The organism is Pseudoalteromonas sp. C12FD-1 (assembly GCF_037414265.1).
Taxonomy (GTDB): Bacteria; Pseudomonadota; Gammaproteobacteria; order Enterobacterales; family Alteromonadaceae; genus Pseudoalteromonas.
This window is the reverse complement of record NZ_JBBEVD010000071.1, coordinates 419,876-440,886: the sequence shown is the minus strand read 5'-3', so window position 1 is coordinate 440,886 and position 21,011 is coordinate 419,876. Positions and strand designations below refer to the sequence as shown.

Here is a 21,011-nt window from a genome sequence, read left to right as displayed (position 1 = left end):
CACCTCAATATTAGGACATTGTCCATTATTAAAGTGTCCGGCTCAATTAAACCAGTTCAACCTGGGCATTCGTCTATCTCAACCACTTTGAGCGGTGAAAAATACCGGCGCATCATCACTATACTTGGGCACTTTGGGCAATTTACTCGCGATGATACATCGCCCTCACCTTCAATAAGGTTACTTAAATGTTTAAGTAACACCTGGCCATGCTTTAACTCAGGCGAGCTAAACTTAAAAATTTGGCTGTTATCAAAAAACACGCCGCCTTGCGCTGAGGTATAAACAGTAATCCCGCCAATTAATAACGGCTCAAGAGAGGTATTTGTGCGTGGGCATAACATTCTAAAATCCTTTTATTTTAATACTTAACTTACACTACTTTACTTAAGTGCTTTATGAATAAGCCCAACAAGCGGTGGTGGCAATGTAATATGGCCAGCCAATACAAACTCATGTGCTTCGTCTGACATTTTTTGCCATGTACGGCGAATAATCCCAATCCATTTTTGCTCATCGTAATCAGGCTTGCTATTAGCAAACCCGAGCATGTAATGCTCAATAAATACAAGGCTAGCTACATCTTCTACTAATTGGCTGTCTGGGTTACGTTTAATATTTTTTTTAGCGACTGCATCGTACACTCGGTTTTGCTCAGCCTCACCGTACCCAGCTTGCTGCATAAGCGCTACAACACTACTTGCATGAAATATATAAAGTGCACTGCGCCATTGATGATAGCCCTGCTTGTTCATTGGAAAGTCACTACGGGGCGACTTCCAACGTTGTATATGCTGCCCACGCACTGCAATTTGCATTTGCTCGTCAGCACCTGGGTTAAAACGGCTAAGCATATCGCTCATACGCTGTGAGTATAAATATTCTTTAGGAACACTTTCCCCATTAAATTGCTCAGTGTTTGGGTCTTGGTTGTTAGCTTCATCAATTAGGGAGATTACTTTATTAAACATGACGGTCATTTTTTATAATAAGTTTTAATTATTCTAAACGCTGATAAAACAATAAACTAGTGCGCCAATCAGTTATGCAGTGAAATTTGTTCAATCAAAAATAAAACCACTAAATATGGGCTGTAAAAGTGAGCGCATTGATTTAGTTAACTTGGTACTATATTAAACACAAATTAAAATAAAAAAGCGCGACTAACTCGCCAATAACGGATGACTATGTTTAAAAAACGTATTTTAGCTATTTGCTTAGCAGCCACCTCGCTACCAAGCCTTGCCGACAGTAACAACGATTTAAAAACCATTATTGATAACCATTGGCAAAATGCCAAAACTGAAAAAATATTTTTTCGAACCGACCCAGACGGCTGGAAACCAAACGGCACATTACCAAATTGGAGCGAGCAAGCCATTGCAAAGCGCCAAGCTTATAACAACAGCGTACTAAAAAGCTTAGCCAACATTGACCCAAAAACGCTCAACAAGGATCAGCTAATGAACTACCGCTTATTTAAATATGAGCGAGAAACCGAGCAGCAAAGCTACCTTTATCAAGATAAGTATTTTCCGGTTAATTTTTTAAGTGGCTGGCATACTTACTTTGCAGAAGCGCCCGCTAATATGGCTTTTTTAACAGCTGATGATTACAACGCATTTTTAATCAGCCTTGCCGACTACCCACGCTTTAATCAGCAAAATATTGATTTAATGAAAAAAGGAATAAAAACAGGCTTTACCCATTACTGTAAAACCTTTGAAAATTACAGCCAAAGCATTAGCGCGCACATAGTTAAAAACCCCGAAAACAGCGCCCTTTACGAGCCCTTTACTCGTATACCTAGTACCTTTAGTACAGCACAAAAAGCAAGCTTAAAACAAAAAGCCCAAGCTGTAATTAAAGATAAAGTAATTCCTGCCTATCAGCATTTTTACGACTTTTTTAAGAATGACTATATGCCACATTGTAGAGCGCAGCCTGGTATTGCAAGCGTTGAAGGCGGGCTTGATTACTACAAATACACGGTTAATTACTACACCACAACAAACGCCACACCTAAACAAATACATGAGTTAGGCCTTAAAGAAGTGGCGCGTATAAAAACGCAAATGCAAAATATTATTGATGAAGTAGGTTTTGATGGCACCTATAGTGAGTTTTTAGAATTTTTAGCAACCGATGAGCAATTTTACGCAAAAGACGCGCAAGACCTGCTAGAAAAAACCGCATTTATAACACAAAAAATGTATGGCAAATTGCCCACTTACTTTGGCCATTTACCGCGTAACACCTTTACTATAAAAGGCTCAGCAAGTCGTGGCGCGTTTTATATGCCACCGGCCGACAACCGCTCACCAGGTACTTACTTTTTAGCCTCAACACCTAAACTGCAACCTTTGTATAATTTAGAAGCACTCAGCCTGCACGAAGCCATACCAGGGCATCATTTACAAAACGCTATTGCTATGGAGCTAAATGTACCCGAATTTAGACGCACACTTAGCCACTCTGCATTTGGCGAAGGTTGGGCACTATACACAGAGCGCTTAGGTAAAGAAGCGGGTTTTTATCAAAGCCCGTACAGTGATTTTGGCCGTTTAGGCTACGAAATGTGGCGTGCAGTGCGCTTAGTGGTTGATACCGGTATTCATGCCTTTGGCTGGAGCCGTCAAAAAGCAATTGATTACCTAGCCAGTCACACGGCATTGCCACAAAGCGCCGTAGAAGATCAGATAGATCGTTATATTTCATGGCCAGGCCAAGCACTCTCTTACAAAATGGGCGAAATAAAAATACGCGAACTGCGTGCAAAAGCCGAAAAAGAACTCGGCCCACAATTTGACATACGCAGCTTTCACGACACCGTTATTGGCCAAGGCTCGCTCCCTATGGCAGTACTTGAAGACGTAATAAACGATTGGATAGCAAAACAAAAATCGGCTATTTAATATTAAAGGAGGCGGTATTATTTGCCGCCTTTTTTTAAACCCTTATTAAACACCTCAAAACTAATCCCTACCCGCTTTTGTTTCGTAAAGTTAATGATTACAAAAACCAGAGCAGAAGTATGAACAAACGCATTTTATATTGGCTACAAAACGATTTACGCCTAGCCGACAACCCCATTTTTAGTGATCTTGCGCTGCAGCAATGTGCGCTTGATATTGTATTTGTTATAAACCCGCACTGGTTTAAAAATAGTAACTACCAACAAAAACCTTACGGCATACATAAGCAGCAGTTTTTAATGCAAAGTTTGTACGATCTACAACAAGCACTTATTGAGCGCGGGCAAACCCTGCATGTGCTTGAAGGCGAACCCGTATCGCTTTTAAAAGCGCGTATAAATGAGCAAAATATTGATGAAGTGGTATACAGCGAGCAATTTGGCCTGTATGAGCAACGCCAAATAAACCTACTCAAAGCACATTGCCCAAATACACAATTTACAGGAACGCAGCAAGACACGCTCTTTAAACAAAGTGACCTACCCTTTGATTTGAGCGAATTACCTAAACACTTTACCCCGTTTCGTAAAAAGGTAGAGGCCGCCAATAACCCCATTACACCAACAACTTTGCCAAACGGTTTGCTCCCTCAGCCAATAACTTTATGCGCTAAAAAACCTATAGAACGTATAACAAACAAAGGCGTAATACATGGCGGGCTTAACAGCGCGCAAGCACATTTAAAACAGTATTTTGCTGGCGCAATGCCAAGTACTTATAAAACGACTCGCAACGAGCTTGATGGCTTTAACAACACCACCAAATTTAGTACTTGGCTTGCCTTTGGCTGTATAAGTGCAAAACAAGTATATAAAGCCGTAGAAGATTACGAGCAAAGCAACACGGCAAACGAGTCTACTTACTGGATTAAATTTGAATTGCTATGGCGAGAGTATTTTAAATGGCACGCACTTAAAGCAGGTAACAGCCTGTTTAGCTTTAAAGGGCAAAAACAAACTAAACCGCTTACTACTTTTATACCAACACGTTTTGCAGCATGGTGTAATGGCACAACCCCTTACCCGCTTGTAAATGCCATTATGAGCGAGCTAAATGCGACGGGTTACATTTCAAACCGTGCAAGGCAAATTGCAGCAAGCTGCTTAGTTAACGAGCTTCGCCTTGATTGGCGATACGGTGCAGCCTACTTTGAACAACAATTGATTGATTACGATGTAGCGGCTAACTGGGGCAACTGGCAATACATAGCCGGTGTAGGGGTAGATCCGCGTGGCGGTCGTCACTTTAATATACAAAAGCAAACTGCGCAGTTTGACTCAAATGGCACTTACACCAATAAATGGCACGGGCACAGTAATAAAACACAGCAGCTCGATCACTTAAACGAAGTAGACTGGCCTATTTAAGCCAATCTAGTTAACCTGAGTTCTGGATAATAAATCTATCTCAAGCAGCTATTTTTAGCGCTAACAGCGTTGAATTTACTTGCAATAGGCCAGCTATTGACGCGTAAATTCGCCTTGTTTTCCCCAAAAATTTCTAGCTAGAGAGAAACAAGCTTAAATATCGTTATTATTTATAGCGTTTTTAAATCTCTTAACCAGAATTCAGGTTATTCATCCAAAATTTAAAACAGCTGCGCAATGCCCACATTAATGGCAAAGCCACCCAAAGTTAAAAACAAAAACAAACAACCTGCTAATAAAAGCGGCTTTATACCTGCTTGGCGAATAGCACCAACATGGGTGCGCAGCCCTAGTGCAACCATAGCAATGGTGAGTAATATATTATCAAACCATATAATGGCGTTTGTAGCCACTTGCGGAATAATAGGGAGCGAATGTATCCCACTTGCCACTATAAATAACACCGCAAACCAAGGGATTGTAATACCTGATTTATGCTCGCTGCCCTGTGCGTGCATGTTTGCATGCTTTTTAGTTTGCCAAAACGATAAGCCTACTAAAAATGGCGCAAGCATCATTACGCGTAGCATTTTCTCTATAACCGCGGTGTCGGCTGCATTGGCGCTTACCGCGGTACCCGCTGCAACCACTTGCGCAACTTCATGAATGGTTGAACCAACAAAAACACCGTATGCGTGCTCGCTCAACCCCATATAATCAAACATTATTGGGTAGACAAACATACTTAGCGTGCCAAACACCACCACCGTTGCCACAGCTACCGATACTTTATGCGCCTGTGCTTTTATAACGGGCTCAGTTGCCATTACCGCTGCAGCACCGCAAATAGAACTACCCGCGCCTATTAGTATGGTTGTTTGCTCATCGAGCTTAAATACGCGCTTACCTAGCTGCACTGCCAATATAAAAGTACCTAGCAGCATTACCACATCGGTTAATAGGCCATGCCAACCAACGCCCGCTACTTGCGTAAAGGTTATTCTAAAACCAAATAAAATAACGCCCGCTTTGAGTAATATACTTTTAGCATAATCAACACCTACATCGGTACGTGTAGCAATGCGCGAAAACACACTATTGCCCACAATAATGCCAAGCACAATACCAATAGTGAGTGAGCTAAATTGCGCAGTTTGCATTATTTGTAACTTACTTAATGCAACAGATGCCCCCGCTAACACAACCACCAGCAGCATACCTAACCACCAGCGCGTATCGCCGTATTGCTTAGTATTAATACCTATAGGCTGAAAACTATTTTTAATAGCGCTAAGCATAATATTCCCTCACTTAAACCAAGTTGATGTGTTGACTTAATTGTAAGAAAGCTCAAAATATAACTCCAATATATTAAAATCATGATTTGATAACTTAAGGTTATACAATTAAGAGTTATGCAATTTAGGGTTATACAATGAACTTACATGCACTTAGGGTGTTTTATACAGTGGCTAAATTGGGTAGTTTTTCAGGCGCAGCCGAGGCGCTTTTTATAAGCCAGCCTGCTGTATCAAAGGCTTTAAAAGAGCTAGAGCATCAGTTAAATATTCAACTTATTGAACGTGCATCTAAAGGTAAAAAGCTCACCTTAAGCGAAGGCGGCCAAGCCTTGTATGATCACGCCCGTAGTATTTTTGCTATCGAAAAAGCCGCCATTGACGATATAAAATCGCGCACGGGGCTTAAGCGCGGCACGCTCGTTATTGGCACCAGCACCACCATTGCCAGCTATTGGCTACCACCCTATTTAGCCAAATTTTGTGCGCAGTACCCGCATATAAAAGTAGAAGTACAAGTGGCTAATACCGCACAAATTGAGCATGCATTACTTGAATGCACTATAGATTTAGCACTGGTTGAAGGCACACCTACCGAGCCACATATTATTAGTAAGCACTGGCAAAGCGATTTAATGAGTGTTGTTATACCCAGTAACTTTAAGCCCGCTAAAAACCTAAAAGCATGGTTAAATAAGCAGTTTTGGTTATTACGCGAGCCAGGCTCTGGCACGTTAGAAATGTCGGTAAAGTTATTAGCAGAGCACGGCATACAAGCAGAGCAAAGTATGCAATTAGGCAGCAACGAAGCCATAGCCAGGGCTGTTGCTCAAGGTATGGGCGTTGCTTTATTGCCAAACGTAGTCACAGAAGATTTAGTCCAGCTAGATAAATTAACACGCCTGAGCCAAAAAAATAACGAGCAACTCTCTCGGCCACTATACCAACTGCATTATAAAGACAGACCCTCTTCACACGCTGCGCAAGCCTTCGAAAAAAGCCTGTTTAGTGAATAGAGGTTCTGTGCTGTAAGTCAGTAAGAGAAAGGTTGTGTGACATTAATCGCTTGTAGTGGTGTTACTTTAATTTATTATATATAAGCCAACTAGTTAAGCCTATTGAAAGTACTAATAAATGTACAACCAATGTTTCACGATTAAATTCACTAAATAGACTAAGTAAAAAAACTGGAAGTATGCTTAAGATTAAAACTACCGGTAATTTAAATAAATTTAACTTTTGGAGTAATAAGCTAATAGGTAATCCGTAAATGAACATTAAAGGATAAAAATAAAATAAACTTCCCATCCCTATTGATATACCAAAACCAACACCTGAAATTAATGAACTAACAGAAGTATAGTTTTCGATACCCGCATACAAATAGCAAAAGCCAAGGACTGGTAATACAATTAAAGGGCTAAGAATCGCAGCAATCAAATTTTTACGTAGGTCCTTAGGCATATTAAGAAATACCACAACGTGCTTGTAAATTAATTCGTTTTTTATTTGCTTTAATTGATATACAAACCATAGCTGAATTCCCATTTTGGCTCAGCCAAAGGAGCCAAACCTCGACTTCACAAGTTAAAATACTCAAGAGCTATACATATACATAACTGCCCACCAGCTAACTTATAAACCTATCAGCTAAACCGGTAAGCTCTCATATTTCCAAGCTCTACTCACAAGCCCTGCGTTAAGTCTTGCGCTAATGTACCTGTTGGTTTTTCAATTACGCGTACTAACTCTTTACCATTTTGTTTAACAACAAACGTAGGCGTGTATTGTAAGTCGTGCGCCTGTGCGATGCCTGCATCATCGCGTTTGTTGTAACCCACAGCCACATAGTCAATGCTTGCAAGTTCTACCCTAGATTCTTCAAGTAACTTAATCAGCTTTGGTACTTCGCGTTGGCTGTCGTGGCACCAAGTACCAAATAATACAATTAGCTCTTTGCCTGCGAGCTTTTGCATTAAGGCTATATCTTGCTCGGTTGGCGTAAACGCTTGGTATTGCTTGTTAAACTTATCGTAATCGCTTAACAGGGTTTGAGTGCTTATCTCGCCCGAAAATGGCGCAGTAGCGGCATTACTTACAAGCGGCATGCTTAACGCGCATAATAAAATTAATTGTTTAAACATAATGTTAAGGTAACTTTTAAAGTGAGTAATTAAGTTTACTATACTGAATATTACTAAAAGTTTACACATTGTTTGCACCTTCTATTTTTATAGTTTGCCCACCTTAATAAAATAATAAGCATGCATATATGAATATAAAACCCTTTATATTTTATTCAGTTATTGCCTCTACTACATTTTTATATGGCTGTGGCGGTACTGAGCAAACAACCGACAGCAGCACCGAGCAAACTGACTCATCATCAACAACCACCTCAACAGGCTTAGTTATTAACGAAATTGTTGCAAGCCCAAGCGACACCACCTACGACTGGATTGAGCTATACGCCACTGAAGATATAGCCGACCTATCGGTATTTTCACTTATTGATGATAACGCCGACAGAGAGCCTCAAGCTTTACCTGCTGTATCGCTTTCGCAAGGTGAATTTATTGTTATTCAAGCCATTGATGAAACCGACACACCGCCCGATAGCGGTTACTACGGTACCTTTAAACTAGGGAGCGACGATGCCGTTACGCTTTATGAAAATGGCACGGCAGTGTCTGTACTTGATTGGGAAGAAGGCGAAGCCGCTGAAGGCTTTAGTTACGGCTTATACACCGATGGCACCGGCACCGCGCAAACATTAACACCAACACAGGGCGCAGCTAACCAAACAGCCGACACCTCTACACTTGTTACCACGCTAATTGCTGAAGATGCGCCACTGCGTATAAACGAAGTAGTAGCAAAAGATAGCAGCGGCGGCGAAGACTGGATAGAGCTTTATGTAACAAGCAGTAGCGATGTTTATTTAGCCGATTACACACTAAGTGATGACAATAACGAGCAATTTGCTCTACCTGATATTACGTTATCGCCTGGTGAGTTTTACCGCATTTACGCAAGCACCGATGATTTAGGCGACCTGCCAAGCGTTGCGTTTAAATTAGGCGCAAGCGATACCGTAAGCCTTTACAGTAACAATGTAATTATAGAGCAGTTATCGTGGAATAAAGGCCAAGCGCTAAGTGGTTACAGCTATGGTCGCTACCCAGATGGCAGCGATGCAACTACAGTACTTACTCCAACAGAGCTTAGCTCAAACAGCCAAGCAACCCACGGGCCACTCGTTATTAACGAAATAGTGGCAAGCGCCGCAGACGATGGCAACGACTGGTTTGAGCTATACAACAACAGCGAAAATACAATTAACTTAGCCAACTACCACGTTATTGATGAAAGCGACGACATAGACCCAGTAACCCTGCCCGACATAGATTTATACGCAGGTGAATACATAACTATTTATGCCACCGATGAAGACCCTGGTACTTACTACGTCCCGTTTAAACTAGGCAAAGAAGACGAGCTAAGCTTAATACTCAACGATGAAGTAGTTGACTACATTGACTGGGATGAAAGTGATGTAACCACAGGCTTTAGTTACGGCCTAAGTAACAGTACCGGCTTTACTCATGCGTTTTTAACACCGACTCCAAGTAGTGAAAATACAGTTGCAACCGCCTTTACACCTACAGCGGTTAATACGCTTTCTATTACAATTAGCGACGAAAACTGGCAAGACATTCTAGATTACCCACTTGATGAGGAATATCACGAAACCGCTATTACCTTTAATGGGGTAACACTCGATAGCGTAGCCATTCGCACTAAAGGCGGCTCAAGTTTAAGCAGCGTTGCCAACTCTAGTAGCGACCGTTACAGCTTTAAGGTTGATATTAACAAATATGTGTCGGGGCAAACGTTTTTTGGGCTAAAAAAATTCACACTACAAAACTCGTTTAACGACCCGTCGTACATGCGTGAAGTAATTGCCTACGACCTAATGGACGAAATGGATGTACCTACCCCTGAGCATGCCTACGTTAATTTTTATGTAAACGGCGAACTATTTGGTTTGTATTTAATGGTAGAAGCCGTAGATGGCGAATTTGTTGAAAAACACTTTGCCAACAGTAATGGCGATTTATACAAGCCAGATGGCACAGGCAGCGATTTGCTATGGCTAGGTGACGACATACAAAGCTACACCGATATAAACCTGCAAACCAACGAAGAAACCACCGATAACGGCGCATTTATTAACTTTGTAGAGTCGCTCGATAAAGGCGAAACCAGCGCCATAGAGGTAGACACGCTGCTGCGTTATATGTCGGTAAGTACTTCACTGTCTAATTTAGATAGCTACCACGGGCCGCTTGCTCATAACTACTATATTTACGATGACGATGGCGTATTTAGCATTTTGCCGTGGGATTTTAACGAGTCATTCGGCACATTTAACATGGATTGTAATGGCGTAGATGTAAGAGAGCTCTACATTGATGAGCCTGTAAGCGGCGCATTAAGCGAGCGCCCGTTAATTGCTAATGTATTTGCCGAGCAAAGTAACCTTGATGTGTACCACAGCTATTTAACGCAGCTTATTAATGGCTCACTTTCAAGCGACACATTTAACGCACGCGTAAATGAAATAGCCGACCTAATTCGTGAGCACGTACAAAACGACCCAACCAGCTTTTATGGCTCAACCTACTTTGAGCAAAACCTTACCTCTACAACGGGGCAGTTTTACGGCTTAACGTCTTTTATGGAGTATCGCGTAGCAAATATGGCCGCGCAGCTCGATGGCACATTGCCCTCAGCTGGCGATGGCAGCGGATTTTGCTCTAGATAAACAACCCATCCTTCATGCGGTGTCAGCACGCTGGCACTGCACTCTATTACTTTGCAATTTAATAATCTGAGAAAATTATGACAATTCAAGCACGTTTTAAGGATGAACTTTTTGAAAAGGACGCTTCAATCTCACCTGTAGCAATTACTGCTATAAACACTAAAAATAAGCAGGCTCAGCCTGAAAAACCAGATGCGCTAGGCTCATTAACAAGCTTAATTAACGAGTTGCTCGCCCCGTTTGAAGGTTACGGATTAAACGATCTTAATAATGCTAATTTAATGAACCGTGTAGATAGCAAGTTTATGCTACCACTGTCTTTTTTACCTGAGCTACTTACTCATATACAAGGCCAGTATCGGGTACTTGATATACAAGGTAAGCGTTTATTTTCTTACTATAATCAGTACTTTGATACGCCCGAACTTGATTTATATAAAGCCCACCATAACGGTAAGCTTAATCGCTACAAAGTACGCCAAAGGCGCTACGTTGATACAGCTACCGAATACCTAGAAGTAAAACTAAAAAACAACCAAAGCCGCACAGTAAAAACGCGTATAAAGCTCGAAAACAATAACGAGCAAGCCCATTGTACTGCGTTTATGAAAGAGCAAATGAAAAACAGCTTTGCACATTTAAACGTAATCCAGCAAAGCGGCTATAACCGCATAGCCCTAGCTAACGAAGAAAAAGCAGAGCGCTTAACGCTTGATTTTAACCTGTGGTACAACACCCCAAAAGGCGATAACAAAATAACCTTACCGGGCTTTTTTATTGCCGAGCTTAAGCAAAGTAAAAAAACAAAACACTCCCCTTTTTATAAGCTGATGAGCAAACACCACATATTTCCGGCCTCGTTTAGTAAATACTGTATTGGCTGTGCTTTGCTCTACCCCGAGCGCTTAAAAGTAAACCGCTTTAAACCTGTTTTAGCCCGTTTAAAACACCTTAACCGCACTCACCCGCATTTACCTTTAGAGAATAATTAAAATGACCAAATTAGATCTTATTTTTCTTTCACGCTTTTTAGTAAACATCCTATCGCTGGCTGTACTTTGCTATGGCTGTTACTTTCGTATTAGTAAAAATGCAGTGGTGGCAGGCTCGTTTATTTTATTTGGTGTAGGCGTTTTTATTATTACCTTTTTGCTGCACGGCGTTGATATGTCGATGGAATTTGCCTTTGGCCTATTTGCCGTATTTACCATGCTTAGGTACCGCACTGAGTCTATTTCTATTAAAGAAATGACCTACTTATTCCTTGTTACTGCCATTGCTTTACTTACCTCTGTAGGGCAAATGAGCCTAATTGAGCTAAGCATTCTTAATGGCATAATTTGCTTAATTGCCTTTTTGATTGACTCAAGCGTATTTGTAAAACGCTACGAAGTACAAAGCGTTTGCTACGAGCGCATAGAAAACATAACCCCGCAAAACCAAGCCACACTCATCAACGATTTAAAACAGCGCACAGGCCTAAACGTAGTTGCCGTAGATATAGAACACATCGACTTTTTAAGAGACGTAGCGCAACTAAAAGTAAGTTACTTAGCCGAAAAACAAACAAAGGCAGCCTAACATGACCTCTAAACAAACGATTACCTATGCGGCACTTTCAGCTCTTTGCCTTGTTAGTAACGCAACATTTGCCAAAATTAACGACGACATAGACCTAAGCGGCTATATCATGCTCGACTACAACAAGTTTGATACCTCTTTGTTAGAGGGGCAATACGACAGCAACAGCTCAGAAAGTGCCTCAGAAATACGCCGCGCACGCCTAAGTTTTAAATCAGACATAAGCAAAGACTGGAAAAGTAAATTTCAACTTGGCTTTGCCGATGGCGAAACCGAAATAAAAGACGCCTACCTTGAATACTCTGGCTGGAAATATGCCGATTTAACCCTAGGCCAACAAAAAGAAGGTTTTGGCCTAGAAAAACTAACTAGCTCTCGTAATTTATTAATGCTCGAACGCAGCATGATAAGTGAAGCGTTTTCGCCAGGGCGTAGCTTAGGTATAAGCCTTTCCGGGGACATAGCCTCAGTAAATTGGCAACTAGGTTATTACGAGCCCGATGAAGACGAAGCAACATCTGCTATTACAGGGCGCGTAGCCTGGGTGCCATGGCAGCAAGATACTAACTTATTACACCTTGGGGTTGCATTTAGTGAAAGGCAGTACGATGGCAACGAATTTAGAGTAAATGAACCTCTTGAAGTTTATACCGCCGACTCATTAATAGAAGGCGATAAAATCAATACAGATAGCCTTTCGCAACAAGGCGTAGAGCTACTATGGCTTAAGGATAGATTTACCATGATGGCCGAGTGGCAACAAGCACAAGTAACCAGTATTGAAGAGTCAACCAATGATTACGAAGGCGGCTATTTGCAATTTGGTTATCAACTATCAGGCGGATACCGAAAATATAAAAACGCAAAACTAGGCGCAAGCTCAGAGCCAGGCTGGGAAATTACAGGCCGCTATAGCTTACTTAAGCTCAAGCAAGAAAACCAAGACGCTAAAACCTACGCCCTTGGCGTTAACTACACCGTAAACAAAAACATAAAGTTTATGGCCGACTACATTAAAGCCGATTACTACGAGGCAGCCGGCACTATCACATCGGGCAATGCAATCTCATTAAGGCTGCAGTATTCGTTTTAATGCGCTTTGCGTGTTTAATCGGTTAACCTAAAACTATAAAGCCCCTGTGTTACACGTTACGTTTAATACAGGGGCTATTTTAATAGCGCTGTTATAAACAATATTATTACACAGTCTCTGAAAGTTACTTATCAAGCTGGAACTTACTCCACTAGCTTTAAAGTACTAATTACAGTGAAACTTAGTGAACAAAAGATGGGCCATGGGCTAATACAGGCAGCTATCGATAAACTAAACTTGCAAACGGGTTTAGGGGAAAAGTAAAAACTTTTAAAAAAGTGTACTGAGGGCGAACTCGCCTTGCCTAATGTTAAAGCCAATGCATAGTAAAAATGCTGCCCATGCCGAATCATTCTTAATTGCTTTGTTAGCTGCGTTTCGAAATTGGCAATACTTCTGGTGTTTCAGTATCTAGCATTTCCAAAACGCTTTTAAAACCATGTATAGGTGACCACCCTAATTTCTCACATGCAGACGATGAATCATATACGCGATCCAATCTCTGGGGTAGTTGCCAATTTCTTTGTTTAAATGCTAGGGCGATGTCAGGACATTGACGCTCGATGACAGATGCAGCATCAGTATATAGAGCTTCACAATCAGAAAGTTGAAAAGGTGTAGCGCCTGAGATTATAAAACGATTAAAACCACTTAAGCGTTTTTCCACAGAACATAAATGTGCGTTTGCTACATCGCGAGCATCTATGCCACGAGTAAGGCGAAATACTGCCATTAAATCCGCAGGTTCAGGAAAGCATCTCGACATTTGCAGCACAGTAACTGGAAGCTGAAACAACTTTGAAATTTCTTCTAGCTTAGCTTCAGCCGCAATTTTACTTTTATGATAAATCGACTTGGGTTGAGGAGTGACGTCTTCATTTATCCAACCTGCAATACCTTTAGGTGTCGAAGCATAGCCGTACAATGCAGTAGTGCTGGTAAAAATAAAGTGCTTAATACCTGCTTTTAATCCAGCCAGGGCAAGTTTTTCGGTCGCGTCTACGTTGATAGATTGAAACGCTGAATCAGGTACTAAACCAACATGGGGAGCATGAAGAGCCGCTGTATGAATGACGGCATCAACATTTTTAAGAGCCCGATCAATCAGATCACTATCAAGAATATCGCCAATGTAATCAGTTGTTGAGCAAGGCGTTTTATCAATGCCGACCACGTCATGGGTGCGCATTAATTTAATATAGATTGCACGCCCGACTCTACCCGCAGAGCCTGTTACTAAAATTCTCACTATGACACCTTACTAATGATTGACCTCAAAGCAGCTAACGCCACCAACAAATCTGTCAGAGTGCATAGCGAACGATATTGCTTGGCCTTGTTATATGCGTACATTGCTATTTTGGCTTTCTCAGGATTTTCTCCATTGCTTTTCCTTTGGCAAGTTCATCTACTAACTTGTCTAGATACCTTACTTGCTGAGTCAAAGGCGTTTTAATGCCTTCAACTTTATAACCACAGATTTTTCCTGTTATTAGTTTTGCATTTGGATTGAGCGTCGCCTTTGCAAAAAACTCTGTAAATGTGACCTGACTATCTATCATTGTTTGCAGGACTGTCTTGTTGTACCCCGTAAGCCATAAAATCACTTCCTGAAGCTCTTCTTCACTTCGATTTTTTCGCTCTATTTTTGCAACGTATAAAGGGTAAATGTCTGCAAAAACCATGCGTGCAATTTGCTCATCTTGTTTTTGTGCGTCTTCCATTTTAAATCCTTACCCTCATCTTCATTGCATATACCGAGCCCGTAGATTAACTCGTTTTTTATTTATTTTTATTGATAAATAGACCATAGCTGAGTTCCTATTTTGGTTCAATTGATTACTGTATTTTTACACAGAATATAGATGTGTTTGATATTGTTTTAATTGCTGTTTTGGAAGGAATTACGGGGGTTGAAGTGGCTTTATTTTAGGTTAAAAGGGCTTTCTCTTCTTAATGCATCGTGTTTCGCAGTTTTTATATATTATGAACAAGGCAATGTCTGCCGCGCCCGTTTTGTCGTTGTTATACCACGCGTCAAATCCCAATAAATCGATTTTATTTTCGACAATTTAACAAAGGGCATATTCAAATGTGCCAGGCAAAATTTACTCAGCGAAATTGATAGGAATGAATTTATTTTTGACAGGATAAGTCAGGCTTATAGTTAGCCATAACAGTTTACCGTGGGTGAATAATATCTATTAGATCACAGTGAATAGATGGATTCAAGGTTAAAAGCAACAAAGAATAGTAGGATACCTTCCTAAAAAGAGTAATTCTACAGCCTCAACTTTTCAATAACGGGCACAGGCACATAGGGCATAATGGCGAAGCCACCCTGCGTGTAGGCGTCCCAGCGAACGAAGTGAGCGAGTTGTTATATGCGTGCCTATTACAACACATGGACGTCGTTGATAGTTGCTGCATAAAATCCATTACCTTGCGGGATAAACTCAAACTCCACGGTTAAATCCGTAATCTCACTATTAGACGGAAGATAAAAACCAAAAATTAGGTTTCCAGATTCGGTTTCAAAGTATTCAGGAAAACATTTGGAAAGGTCTTCATTATGGAATGTTACTGGCGATGTATTGTTGTAATATTCCTGTACAGCAAACATTAATTTGGCTTCAGTCCAAGTTTCTCCGTAGCTGTTTGGACAATCCAATAGTTTCTGGGCTTCGTTGAACTTTTGTAGAGAGAGCAGCCTTAACCAATTCTGACAGTAAGACTTTACATACACTTCTTTGTTTTGCTCAGCGATAGATAGCATGAATTCCTCAAAACCAACATTTTAGTATTTATGCGACACGCTGTTTGTGTTGCATGATCGCTTGTTGGACTGAGCCGCTACCTGCTCGGTGTGTCAGAGTTGGTGTTGTTTATGCTATGGGAATTTGCTTTTTGGAGGCTCTCACTTTCCTCGCTGATTTAATCAGCTAAGCTAGTGTTATGTAAGCTTTCCCTGCATTGCTCAGTGCTTATTATGTATTCATTACACCTAAATTTTCCTTAATAAGCAATTATATTTTTTACACGTACAGGGGCCGCTAGCCTGAGCAGTTAAGCAGGTTAACTCATTGATTTTAAGCAGCTACCTAGCTGCTAACTCGTTCGCTCTACTTTGGTCTCAATGAGCAGTTATCGCTCATAAACGTCTTACTACATTTTTAACATCAAATAGCTTGGTTTGTGCGGGCACTCTTTTAATACGGACTACAACAATAAACCGCTATCCAGAAAGTATTAAATCAAAAAAGATAAGTATGGAATATTAATTTAGGATCTTTATTTAATGCTTTGATTAGGTAAAGCCTAAAAACCAAATTCTATTCCCTATGAAGAGAAGCCTATGAGAAAAACCCAAATTAGGGGCTGCAACGCTATCGCTACAAGCCTTGCCAGATATGGCTCTTAATTCCAGGTTTGTGAAAAATCATTCCAAAACCGAATGAGAAAGAACATATAGCGATCTTTTTTGATCTAAAAAACTGCGATTATCCGCTTAAGTGCAATTTGTCATAAAACTGCAATCAAAATAGGTGATAATTTAAACTCGAACTGTATTTTTTATAATCTAGAAGTTGAAGTAAATGAGCACACCAATGACGCAACTCACATTTGCGTTACAGTCTTTTGAAGATCCCCTATCTGCGGCGATGGGCCACACAATGGAATACGAGCAGTTAACCTTGCAAGCCAGTGCTATGCATGAAATAACGCTGCAATGCGTATTGCCTGACGACGCCCACGAAAACGATATTATTTCGTTGAGCGCAACGTATCCTAGTGCGCGTGATGCACAATATTTTACTGAAAAAACATTGAATAATGCCGATTTAGAACGCGGTTATGTGTATTTAACATTAAGTAAAATTACCCAAAGCCACTGCTTAGTAATGCAATTAATGCTGCATGGCTTAAACACCACTTTAAAAAATAGTTTGCAGTTTGATATGCAAGTAACTGCATTTGAGGCTGGTTATAAAAAACAGCAACAGCTTAAAAGCCAAGTTAAGCCACACGGCGTTAAAAAATACTTTCGTAATATGAGCTCAAGTTTATTTTCGTTTTTTTAATGTGTTGGTATACGAACTTATAAAAGCTTAATCTGCAAAACTTACTTTACCCATAGTAACTCCAGCAATACCCTGCGCAGTGTTATTTAGGTGCTGCTGCTCACCGGCTAGGCACTCGTTGGCTAAAATAGCAAATAACACGGCTTCTTTGGCATCAGGGTTTATGCCTAAATCATCAGTATTTTTAAACGCTTTTATACTTGGGCACAGCGCATTAAGATGCGCCATTAATAACGGGTTATGAATACCGCCACCACTTGCGTACACCACACACTCGTTAGCACTTTGCGCGCATTCATTTAATGCATTTGCAATTGCCGCCGCGCTAAACATATTTAAAGTTGCCATTACATCTTCATGGCTTAAGTGCTGTGTATTTGTTTGCAGCTGAGCAGCATGCAAATACGCTAAATTAAATACCTCAGGCCCCGTTGTTTTAGGCAGCGCAAGCTTAAAAAACGCGTTGCTACACAATGCATTTAATAAGGGTGTATTTACCTTACCGGTTTTTGCTATTTTTGCACCATCATCAAAATGCATGCCTTTAAAATGCCGCTGCACGTATGCATCCATAATGGTATTACCTGGGCCAATGTCGCTACTAAACACGCTACTTGCATCACCGCTTTTAGGTAAAAACGTTAAATTAGCAATCCCCCCCATGTTTAATAAAATACGGTTCTCATTGGGGTTTGCAAAAAATAAGTAATCACCATATACCGCAAGCGGTGCACCTTCGCCCCCTGCTGCTATGTGCTTTTGCCTAAAATCACCAATCGTTGTTATACCGGTAGTAACGGCTATTTGGTCGCTATCGCCAATTTGTAGTGTGCCATTAGTAAAGCTTTTATGATTATGCTGCGACTGTGGGCAGTGGTAAATTGTTTGCCCATGGCTGGCTATTACATCAATACTTGCCGGATTTACCTGCCAAGTATGTAAGCACTGATTAACCATATCGCCATGGAGTTTACCAACCCACGGGTGCAGTAAGGTTACTAATTCTAAATCGCACTCTCGTTTAGCAAATACCTGCTTTATTTTAGTTTTATACTCGTTGTTATACTCAACGGTGGTAAAATTTAAAACTTCAATTTGAGTATTTATACCCGCCCCCGTTACTTTACACAGTGCTACATCGAGCCCATCTAGCGAGGTACCGCTCATTAAACCTATAATTAAACGGCTTGGCTTTTGGGCGCTATTATAAAGGGCGGCTATGTGTGGGTGCATAAAGGTATCTTAAACAGGTATCATATTTTGCTTATATTAGAGTACTTTAAAACAAAGTTATAGGCGTAAACGGTTAATCTTTGAGATTGTGCAATCCCTAATTGCTTGCTAAGTTGGCTCACATGCAAAAGACACTTAATTAAAACAATGATCACCCTAAGAGACTTTAAACCACAAGACGCGCCACACATTATTAATACACTAAATGATGAACATGTTACGCGTTTTCTATCGTCTAAAATTCCGTTTCCGTATACGCAAGCCGACGCGGATTGGTGGATAAACCAAGGCTCTAAAAACGGCATTATTAAGGCCATTATTGTAAATGAGCAATTTGCAGGGTGCATTGGCATAACGCCCGGAGAGTTTGAGTACAACCGCAGTGGCGAAATAGGCTATTGGCTTAATAGCCACTTTTGGGGGCAAGGAGTAATAACTCACGCAATTACACAAATTTGCGATGATGCATTTAAAAGCTCAAACCTAAACCGCATTTTTGGCGCTGTATTTACTGGCAATACAGGCTCTATAAAGGCACTGACTAAATGCGGCTTTGAAGCCGAAGCCATACTAAAACAAGCTATTTATAAAGATGGTGTATTTTACGATAGCCATATTTTTAGCAAGCTAAAATAAACCATTTAGAATAAATACTCTGTAAAGGTTGAATTAACAGCCCCCCGCCCAAAACTCCTGTTATAAGGTACAAATTTGTACATATTTATACTACTTAGCGCGCATTATTGTTTATGCCAATCAGGTTATTAAACGCATAAACATTCGTTAAGTGGGTTAACCCAAAAGGAGATTTTTATGTCTGCGACTAGTCGTCAACTTACTTTAGCATCACGCCCACATGGCGCCCCTACCGATGAAAACTTTGAACTTAAAACAGTAGAGTTACCAGCGCTTAAAGATGGCGAGGTGCTGCTGCGCACTATTTACCTATCACTTGACCCATACATGCGTGGCCGCATGAGCGATGCAAAGTCGTATGCCGATCCGGTCAATGTAGGCGATGTAATGGTAGGCGCTACCGTATGCCAAGTAGAAGAGTCTAAAAACGATAAATTTAGCGAAGGTGAATGGGTACTTGCCTACACCGGTTGGCAAGACTACGCCATCACTAACGGCGAAGGCTTAATGCAATTAGGTAAAGAGCCAGAGAATCCTTCGTACGCACTCGGTATTATGGGTATGCCAGGATTTACAGCCTACATGGGTTTACTTGATATTGGCGCACCTAAAGAAGGCGAAACGGTAGTAGTAGCCGCAGCAACGGGGCCCGTTGGTGCAACAGTTGGTCAAATAGCTAAAATTAAAGGCTGTAAAGTGGTAGGCGTTGCTGGTGGCAGCGAAAAATGTGCCCATGCCGTTGAAAAGCTAGGCTTTGATGCCTGTATTGACCACAAAGCCGATGACTTTGCAGAGCAACTAGAAAAAGCGTGTGATAACGGCATAGATGTTTATTACGAAAATGTGGGCGGCAAAGTGTTTGACGCCGTATTACCCCTACTTAATACCGCAGCACGTGTACCGCTGTGTGGTTTAGTATCGCAGTATAACGCAACAAGCTTACCAGAGGGGCCTGATCGTATGGGTATGCTAATGGGGCAATTGCTTACTAAGCGTATTAAAATGCAAGGCTTTATAATTTTTGACGATTACGGCCACCGCTACGACGAATTTGCACAAGACATGCAAAAATGGCTACGCGATGGCAAAGTACAATACCGCGAGCACATGGTAGAAGGTATAGAAAACACCATAAGCGCATTTAACGACATGCTTAGTGGTAAAAACTTTGGCAAAACCGTTGTTAAAATTAACGAGCCTCTTTAAATTTTACAAAGCGTTACTGCACATGCAGTAACGCCAACAAGGACTGACATGATAAAACTACACCATTTAAATAAATCGCGTTCTAAACGTATTATTTGGCTTTTAGAAGAGCTTGATGTTGATTACGAAATTGTTGCCTACCAGCGCAATACAGAAACCTTCTTAGCCCCTGACGAACTAAAAAAAGTGCACCAACTAGGTAAGTCGCCAGTGATTGAAGACGATGGCCTAATTGTTACCGAATCTGGCGCCATTACCGATTACCTAATTACTAAGTACGGTAACGGAAAATTTGCGCCAAATGCTGGCACTGCTGAATATGTAGATTATCAGCAATGGCTACACTTTGCTGAAAGCTCAGCTATTTTACCGCTATTACTTAAAATGTTTGTTTTAAAAGATGGCGCTAAAACAACCTTTTTAGAAAATTACGCCGACGCAGAAACCGTAAAAGTAATTAGCTACTTTAACGACCGACTACAAGGTAAGCGTTACTTAGTAGGCGACACCCTTACCGGTGCCGATATTATGATGTCGTTTATTGTAGAAATAGTTAAAAACTCAGGCCAGCTTGCGCACTTTAAACACCTTGTAAAGTACGATGAGCAATTACAAAGCCACGAAAAGTTTCATACTGCTAATGAGTTAGAAGCTAAATACGATTAAGTACAAAACACAGATAAACCAAAGGGGCTTTTAAGCCCCTTTTTTA

General features: G+C 40.9%; 19 protein-coding genes and 2 pseudogenes. 11 read left to right on the top strand and 10 right to left on the bottom strand.

Annotation, left to right across the window (positions count from 1 at the left end):
* Positions 1 to 59 precede the first annotated feature (59 nt).
* Positions 60 to 344: pseudogene (locus WDB87_RS14365) on the bottom strand (zf-TFIIB domain-containing protein); the annotation flags it as partial.
* Positions 345 to 383: 39 nt separating this feature from the next.
* The gene (locus WDB87_RS14360; RefSeq protein ID WP_337850245.1) at positions 384 to 971 is read right to left on the bottom strand and encodes a DUF4202 domain-containing protein; all 588 of its coding nucleotides are present in this window, start codon (positions 969 to 971) and stop codon (positions 384 to 386) included.
* A gap of 216 nt (positions 972 to 1,187) precedes the next feature.
* On the opposite strand from WDB87_RS14360, the gene WDB87_RS14355 reads away from it, so the two are divergent.
* Together WDB87_RS14355 and WDB87_RS14350 are read left to right on the top strand one after the other, a co-directional pair.
* Positions 1,188 to 2,915 (top strand): DUF885 domain-containing protein, encoded by a 1,728-nt coding sequence (locus WDB87_RS14355; RefSeq protein WP_337850244.1) that lies wholly within the window; start codon positions 1,188 to 1,190, stop codon positions 2,913 to 2,915.
* A gap of 119 nt (positions 2,916 to 3,034) precedes the next feature.
* Complete coding sequence (locus tag WDB87_RS14350; protein WP_337850243.1) at positions 3,035 to 4,342, top strand: DASH family cryptochrome; 1,308 nt, start codon at positions 3,035 to 3,037, stop codon at positions 4,340 to 4,342.
* Positions 4,343 to 4,563: 221 nt separating this feature from the next.
* Here WDB87_RS14350 and WDB87_RS14345 read toward each other — a convergent pair whose 3' ends face one another.
* The gene (locus tag WDB87_RS14345) at positions 4,564 to 5,640 is read right to left on the bottom strand and encodes a YeiH family protein (RefSeq protein ID WP_337850242.1); all 1,077 of its coding nucleotides are present in this window, start codon (positions 5,638 to 5,640) and stop codon (positions 4,564 to 4,566) included.
* A 137-nt stretch (positions 5,641 to 5,777) separates the two neighbouring features.
* Between WDB87_RS14345 and WDB87_RS14340 the strand changes: the two genes are divergently transcribed.
* The gene (locus tag WDB87_RS14340) at positions 5,778 to 6,656 is read left to right on the top strand and encodes a LysR family transcriptional regulator (RefSeq protein WP_337850241.1); all 879 of its coding nucleotides are present in this window, start codon (positions 5,778 to 5,780) and stop codon (positions 6,654 to 6,656) included.
* A 61-nt stretch (positions 6,657 to 6,717) separates the two neighbouring features.
* On the opposite strand, the gene WDB87_RS14335 is transcribed toward WDB87_RS14340, so the two are convergent.
* The gene (locus WDB87_RS14335; protein ID WP_286248699.1) at positions 6,718 to 7,188 is read right to left on the bottom strand and encodes a hypothetical protein; all 471 of its coding nucleotides are present in this window, start codon (positions 7,186 to 7,188) and stop codon (positions 6,718 to 6,720) included.
* Between the two features lie 137 nt (positions 7,189 to 7,325).
* Positions 7,326 to 7,784 (bottom strand): thioredoxin family protein, encoded by a 459-nt coding sequence (locus WDB87_RS14330; RefSeq protein ID WP_337850240.1) that lies wholly within the window; start codon positions 7,782 to 7,784, stop codon positions 7,326 to 7,328.
* Between the two features lie 128 nt (positions 7,785 to 7,912).
* Here WDB87_RS14330 and WDB87_RS14325 point away from each other — a divergent pair, with 128 nt between their 5' ends.
* The 4 genes from WDB87_RS14325 (at position 7,913) to WDB87_RS14310 (ending at position 13,142) form a co-directional block, all read left to right on the top strand.
* Positions 7,913 to 10,468, top strand: coding sequence for a CotH kinase family protein (locus WDB87_RS14325; RefSeq protein WP_337850239.1), 2,556 nt, complete (start codon positions 7,913 to 7,915; stop codon positions 10,466 to 10,468).
* 77 nt (positions 10,469 to 10,545) lie between these two features.
* Positions 10,546 to 11,460, top strand: a complete 915-nt coding sequence (locus tag WDB87_RS14320) for a polyphosphate polymerase domain-containing protein (RefSeq protein WP_337850238.1) — start codon at positions 10,546 to 10,548, stop codon at positions 11,458 to 11,460.
* Position 11,461: 1 nt separating this feature from the next.
* A complete protein-coding gene (locus WDB87_RS14315; protein ID WP_337850237.1) occupies positions 11,462 to 12,049 on the top strand; it encodes a DUF4956 domain-containing protein in 588 nt (195 codons plus the stop codon).
* 1 nt (position 12,050) lies between these two features.
* Complete coding sequence (locus tag WDB87_RS14310; RefSeq protein WP_337850236.1) at positions 12,051 to 13,142, top strand: OprO/OprP family phosphate-selective porin; 1,092 nt, start codon at positions 12,051 to 12,053, stop codon at positions 13,140 to 13,142.
* A 367-nt stretch (positions 13,143 to 13,509) separates the two neighbouring features.
* Here the strand turns inward: WDB87_RS14310 and WDB87_RS14305 are convergent, their stop codons facing one another.
* The 4 genes and pseudogenes from WDB87_RS14305 to WDB87_RS14295 form a co-directional block, all read right to left on the bottom strand.
* Positions 13,510 to 14,391: an NAD-dependent epimerase/dehydratase family protein gene (locus tag WDB87_RS14305; protein WP_337850235.1), complete on the bottom strand. Its 882-nt coding sequence runs from the start codon at positions 14,389 to 14,391 to the stop codon at positions 13,510 to 13,512.
* A gap of 106 nt (positions 14,392 to 14,497) precedes the next feature.
* The gene (locus tag WDB87_RS14300) at positions 14,498 to 14,866 is read right to left on the bottom strand and encodes a DUF2200 domain-containing protein (RefSeq protein WP_286248684.1); all 369 of its coding nucleotides are present in this window, start codon (positions 14,864 to 14,866) and stop codon (positions 14,498 to 14,500) included.
* Positions 14,867 to 15,145: 279 nt separating this feature from the next.
* Positions 15,146 to 15,317 (bottom strand): annotated as a pseudogene (locus tag WDB87_RS15785) (transposase); the annotation flags it as partial.
* Between the two features lie 220 nt (positions 15,318 to 15,537).
* Positions 15,538 to 15,918, bottom strand: coding sequence for a hypothetical protein (locus tag WDB87_RS14295; RefSeq protein ID WP_337850234.1), 381 nt, complete (start codon positions 15,916 to 15,918; stop codon positions 15,538 to 15,540).
* An 820-nt stretch (positions 15,919 to 16,738) separates the two neighbouring features.
* Between WDB87_RS14295 and WDB87_RS14290 the strand changes: the two genes are divergently transcribed.
* Positions 16,739 to 17,224 (top strand): hypothetical protein, encoded by a 486-nt coding sequence (locus tag WDB87_RS14290; RefSeq protein ID WP_337850233.1) that lies wholly within the window; start codon positions 16,739 to 16,741, stop codon positions 17,222 to 17,224.
* Between the two features lie 27 nt (positions 17,225 to 17,251).
* Here the strand turns inward: WDB87_RS14290 and WDB87_RS14285 are convergent, their stop codons facing one another.
* Positions 17,252 to 18,457, bottom strand: a complete 1,206-nt coding sequence (locus WDB87_RS14285) for an anhydro-N-acetylmuramic acid kinase (protein WP_337850232.1) — start codon at positions 18,455 to 18,457, stop codon at positions 17,252 to 17,254.
* Between the two features lie 147 nt (positions 18,458 to 18,604).
* On the opposite strand from WDB87_RS14285, the gene WDB87_RS14280 reads away from it, so the two are divergent.
* The 3 genes from WDB87_RS14280 (at position 18,605) to WDB87_RS14270 (ending at position 20,965) form a co-directional block, all read left to right on the top strand.
* A complete protein-coding gene (locus tag WDB87_RS14280; protein ID WP_337850231.1) occupies positions 18,605 to 19,093 on the top strand; it encodes a GNAT family N-acetyltransferase in 489 nt (162 codons plus the stop codon).
* 177 nt (positions 19,094 to 19,270) lie between these two features.
* Entirely contained in the window at positions 19,271 to 20,299 is a 1,029-nt protein-coding gene (locus tag WDB87_RS14275) for an NADP-dependent oxidoreductase (RefSeq protein ID WP_337850230.1), read from the top strand.
* Between the two features lie 48 nt (positions 20,300 to 20,347).
* Entirely contained in the window at positions 20,348 to 20,965 is a 618-nt protein-coding gene (locus WDB87_RS14270; protein ID WP_286248672.1) for a glutathione S-transferase family protein, read from the top strand.
* The last annotated feature ends 46 nt before the right edge of the window (positions 20,966 to 21,011 follow it).

What these genes read in the sequence shown, in the direction of transcription:
- WDB87_RS14360 (WP_337850245.1), bottom strand. Translation starts at nt 971, where the DNA reads ATGTTTAATAAAGTAATCTCCCTAATTGATGAAGCTAACAACCAAGAC.
- WDB87_RS14280 (WP_337850231.1), top strand. Translation starts at nt 18,605, where the DNA reads ATGATCACCCTAAGAGACTTTAAACCACAAGACGCGCCACACATTATT.
- WDB87_RS14355 (WP_337850244.1), top strand. Translation starts at nt 1,188, where the DNA reads ATGTTTAAAAAACGTATTTTAGCTATTTGCTTAGCAGCCACCTCGCTA.
- WDB87_RS14290 (WP_337850233.1), top strand. Translation starts at nt 16,739, where the DNA reads ATGAGCACACCAATGACGCAACTCACATTTGCGTTACAGTCTTTTGAA.
- WDB87_RS14310 (WP_337850236.1), top strand. Translation starts at nt 12,051, where the DNA reads ATGACCTCTAAACAAACGATTACCTATGCGGCACTTTCAGCTCTTTGC.
- WDB87_RS14300 (WP_286248684.1), bottom strand. Translation starts at nt 14,866, where the DNA reads ATGGAAGACGCACAAAAACAAGATGAGCAAATTGCACGCATGGTTTTT.
- WDB87_RS14285 (WP_337850232.1), bottom strand. Translation starts at nt 18,457, where the DNA reads ATGCACCCACACATAGCCGCCCTTTATAATAGCGCCCAAAAGCCAAGC.
- WDB87_RS14340 (WP_337850241.1), top strand. Translation starts at nt 5,778, where the DNA reads ATGAACTTACATGCACTTAGGGTGTTTTATACAGTGGCTAAATTGGGT.
- WDB87_RS14330 (WP_337850240.1), bottom strand. Translation starts at nt 7,784, where the DNA reads ATGTTTAAACAATTAATTTTATTATGCGCGTTAAGCATGCCGCTTGTA.
- WDB87_RS14270 (WP_286248672.1), top strand. Translation starts at nt 20,348, where the DNA reads ATGATAAAACTACACCATTTAAATAAATCGCGTTCTAAACGTATTATT.
- WDB87_RS14350 (WP_337850243.1), top strand. Translation starts at nt 3,035, where the DNA reads ATGAACAAACGCATTTTATATTGGCTACAAAACGATTTACGCCTAGCC.
- WDB87_RS14325 (WP_337850239.1), top strand. Translation starts at nt 7,913, where the DNA reads ATGAATATAAAACCCTTTATATTTTATTCAGTTATTGCCTCTACTACA.
- WDB87_RS14320 (WP_337850238.1), top strand. Translation starts at nt 10,546, where the DNA reads ATGACAATTCAAGCACGTTTTAAGGATGAACTTTTTGAAAAGGACGCT.
- WDB87_RS14345 (WP_337850242.1), bottom strand. Translation starts at nt 5,640, where the DNA reads ATGCTTAGCGCTATTAAAAATAGTTTTCAGCCTATAGGTATTAATACT.
- WDB87_RS14275 (WP_337850230.1), top strand. Translation starts at nt 19,271, where the DNA reads ATGTCTGCGACTAGTCGTCAACTTACTTTAGCATCACGCCCACATGGC.
- WDB87_RS14295 (WP_337850234.1), bottom strand. Translation starts at nt 15,918, where the DNA reads ATGCTATCTATCGCTGAGCAAAACAAAGAAGTGTATGTAAAGTCTTAC.
- WDB87_RS14315 (WP_337850237.1), top strand. Translation starts at nt 11,462, where the DNA reads ATGACCAAATTAGATCTTATTTTTCTTTCACGCTTTTTAGTAAACATC.
- WDB87_RS14335 (WP_286248699.1), bottom strand. Translation starts at nt 7,188, where the DNA reads ATGGGAATTCAGCTATGGTTTGTATATCAATTAAAGCAAATAAAAAAC.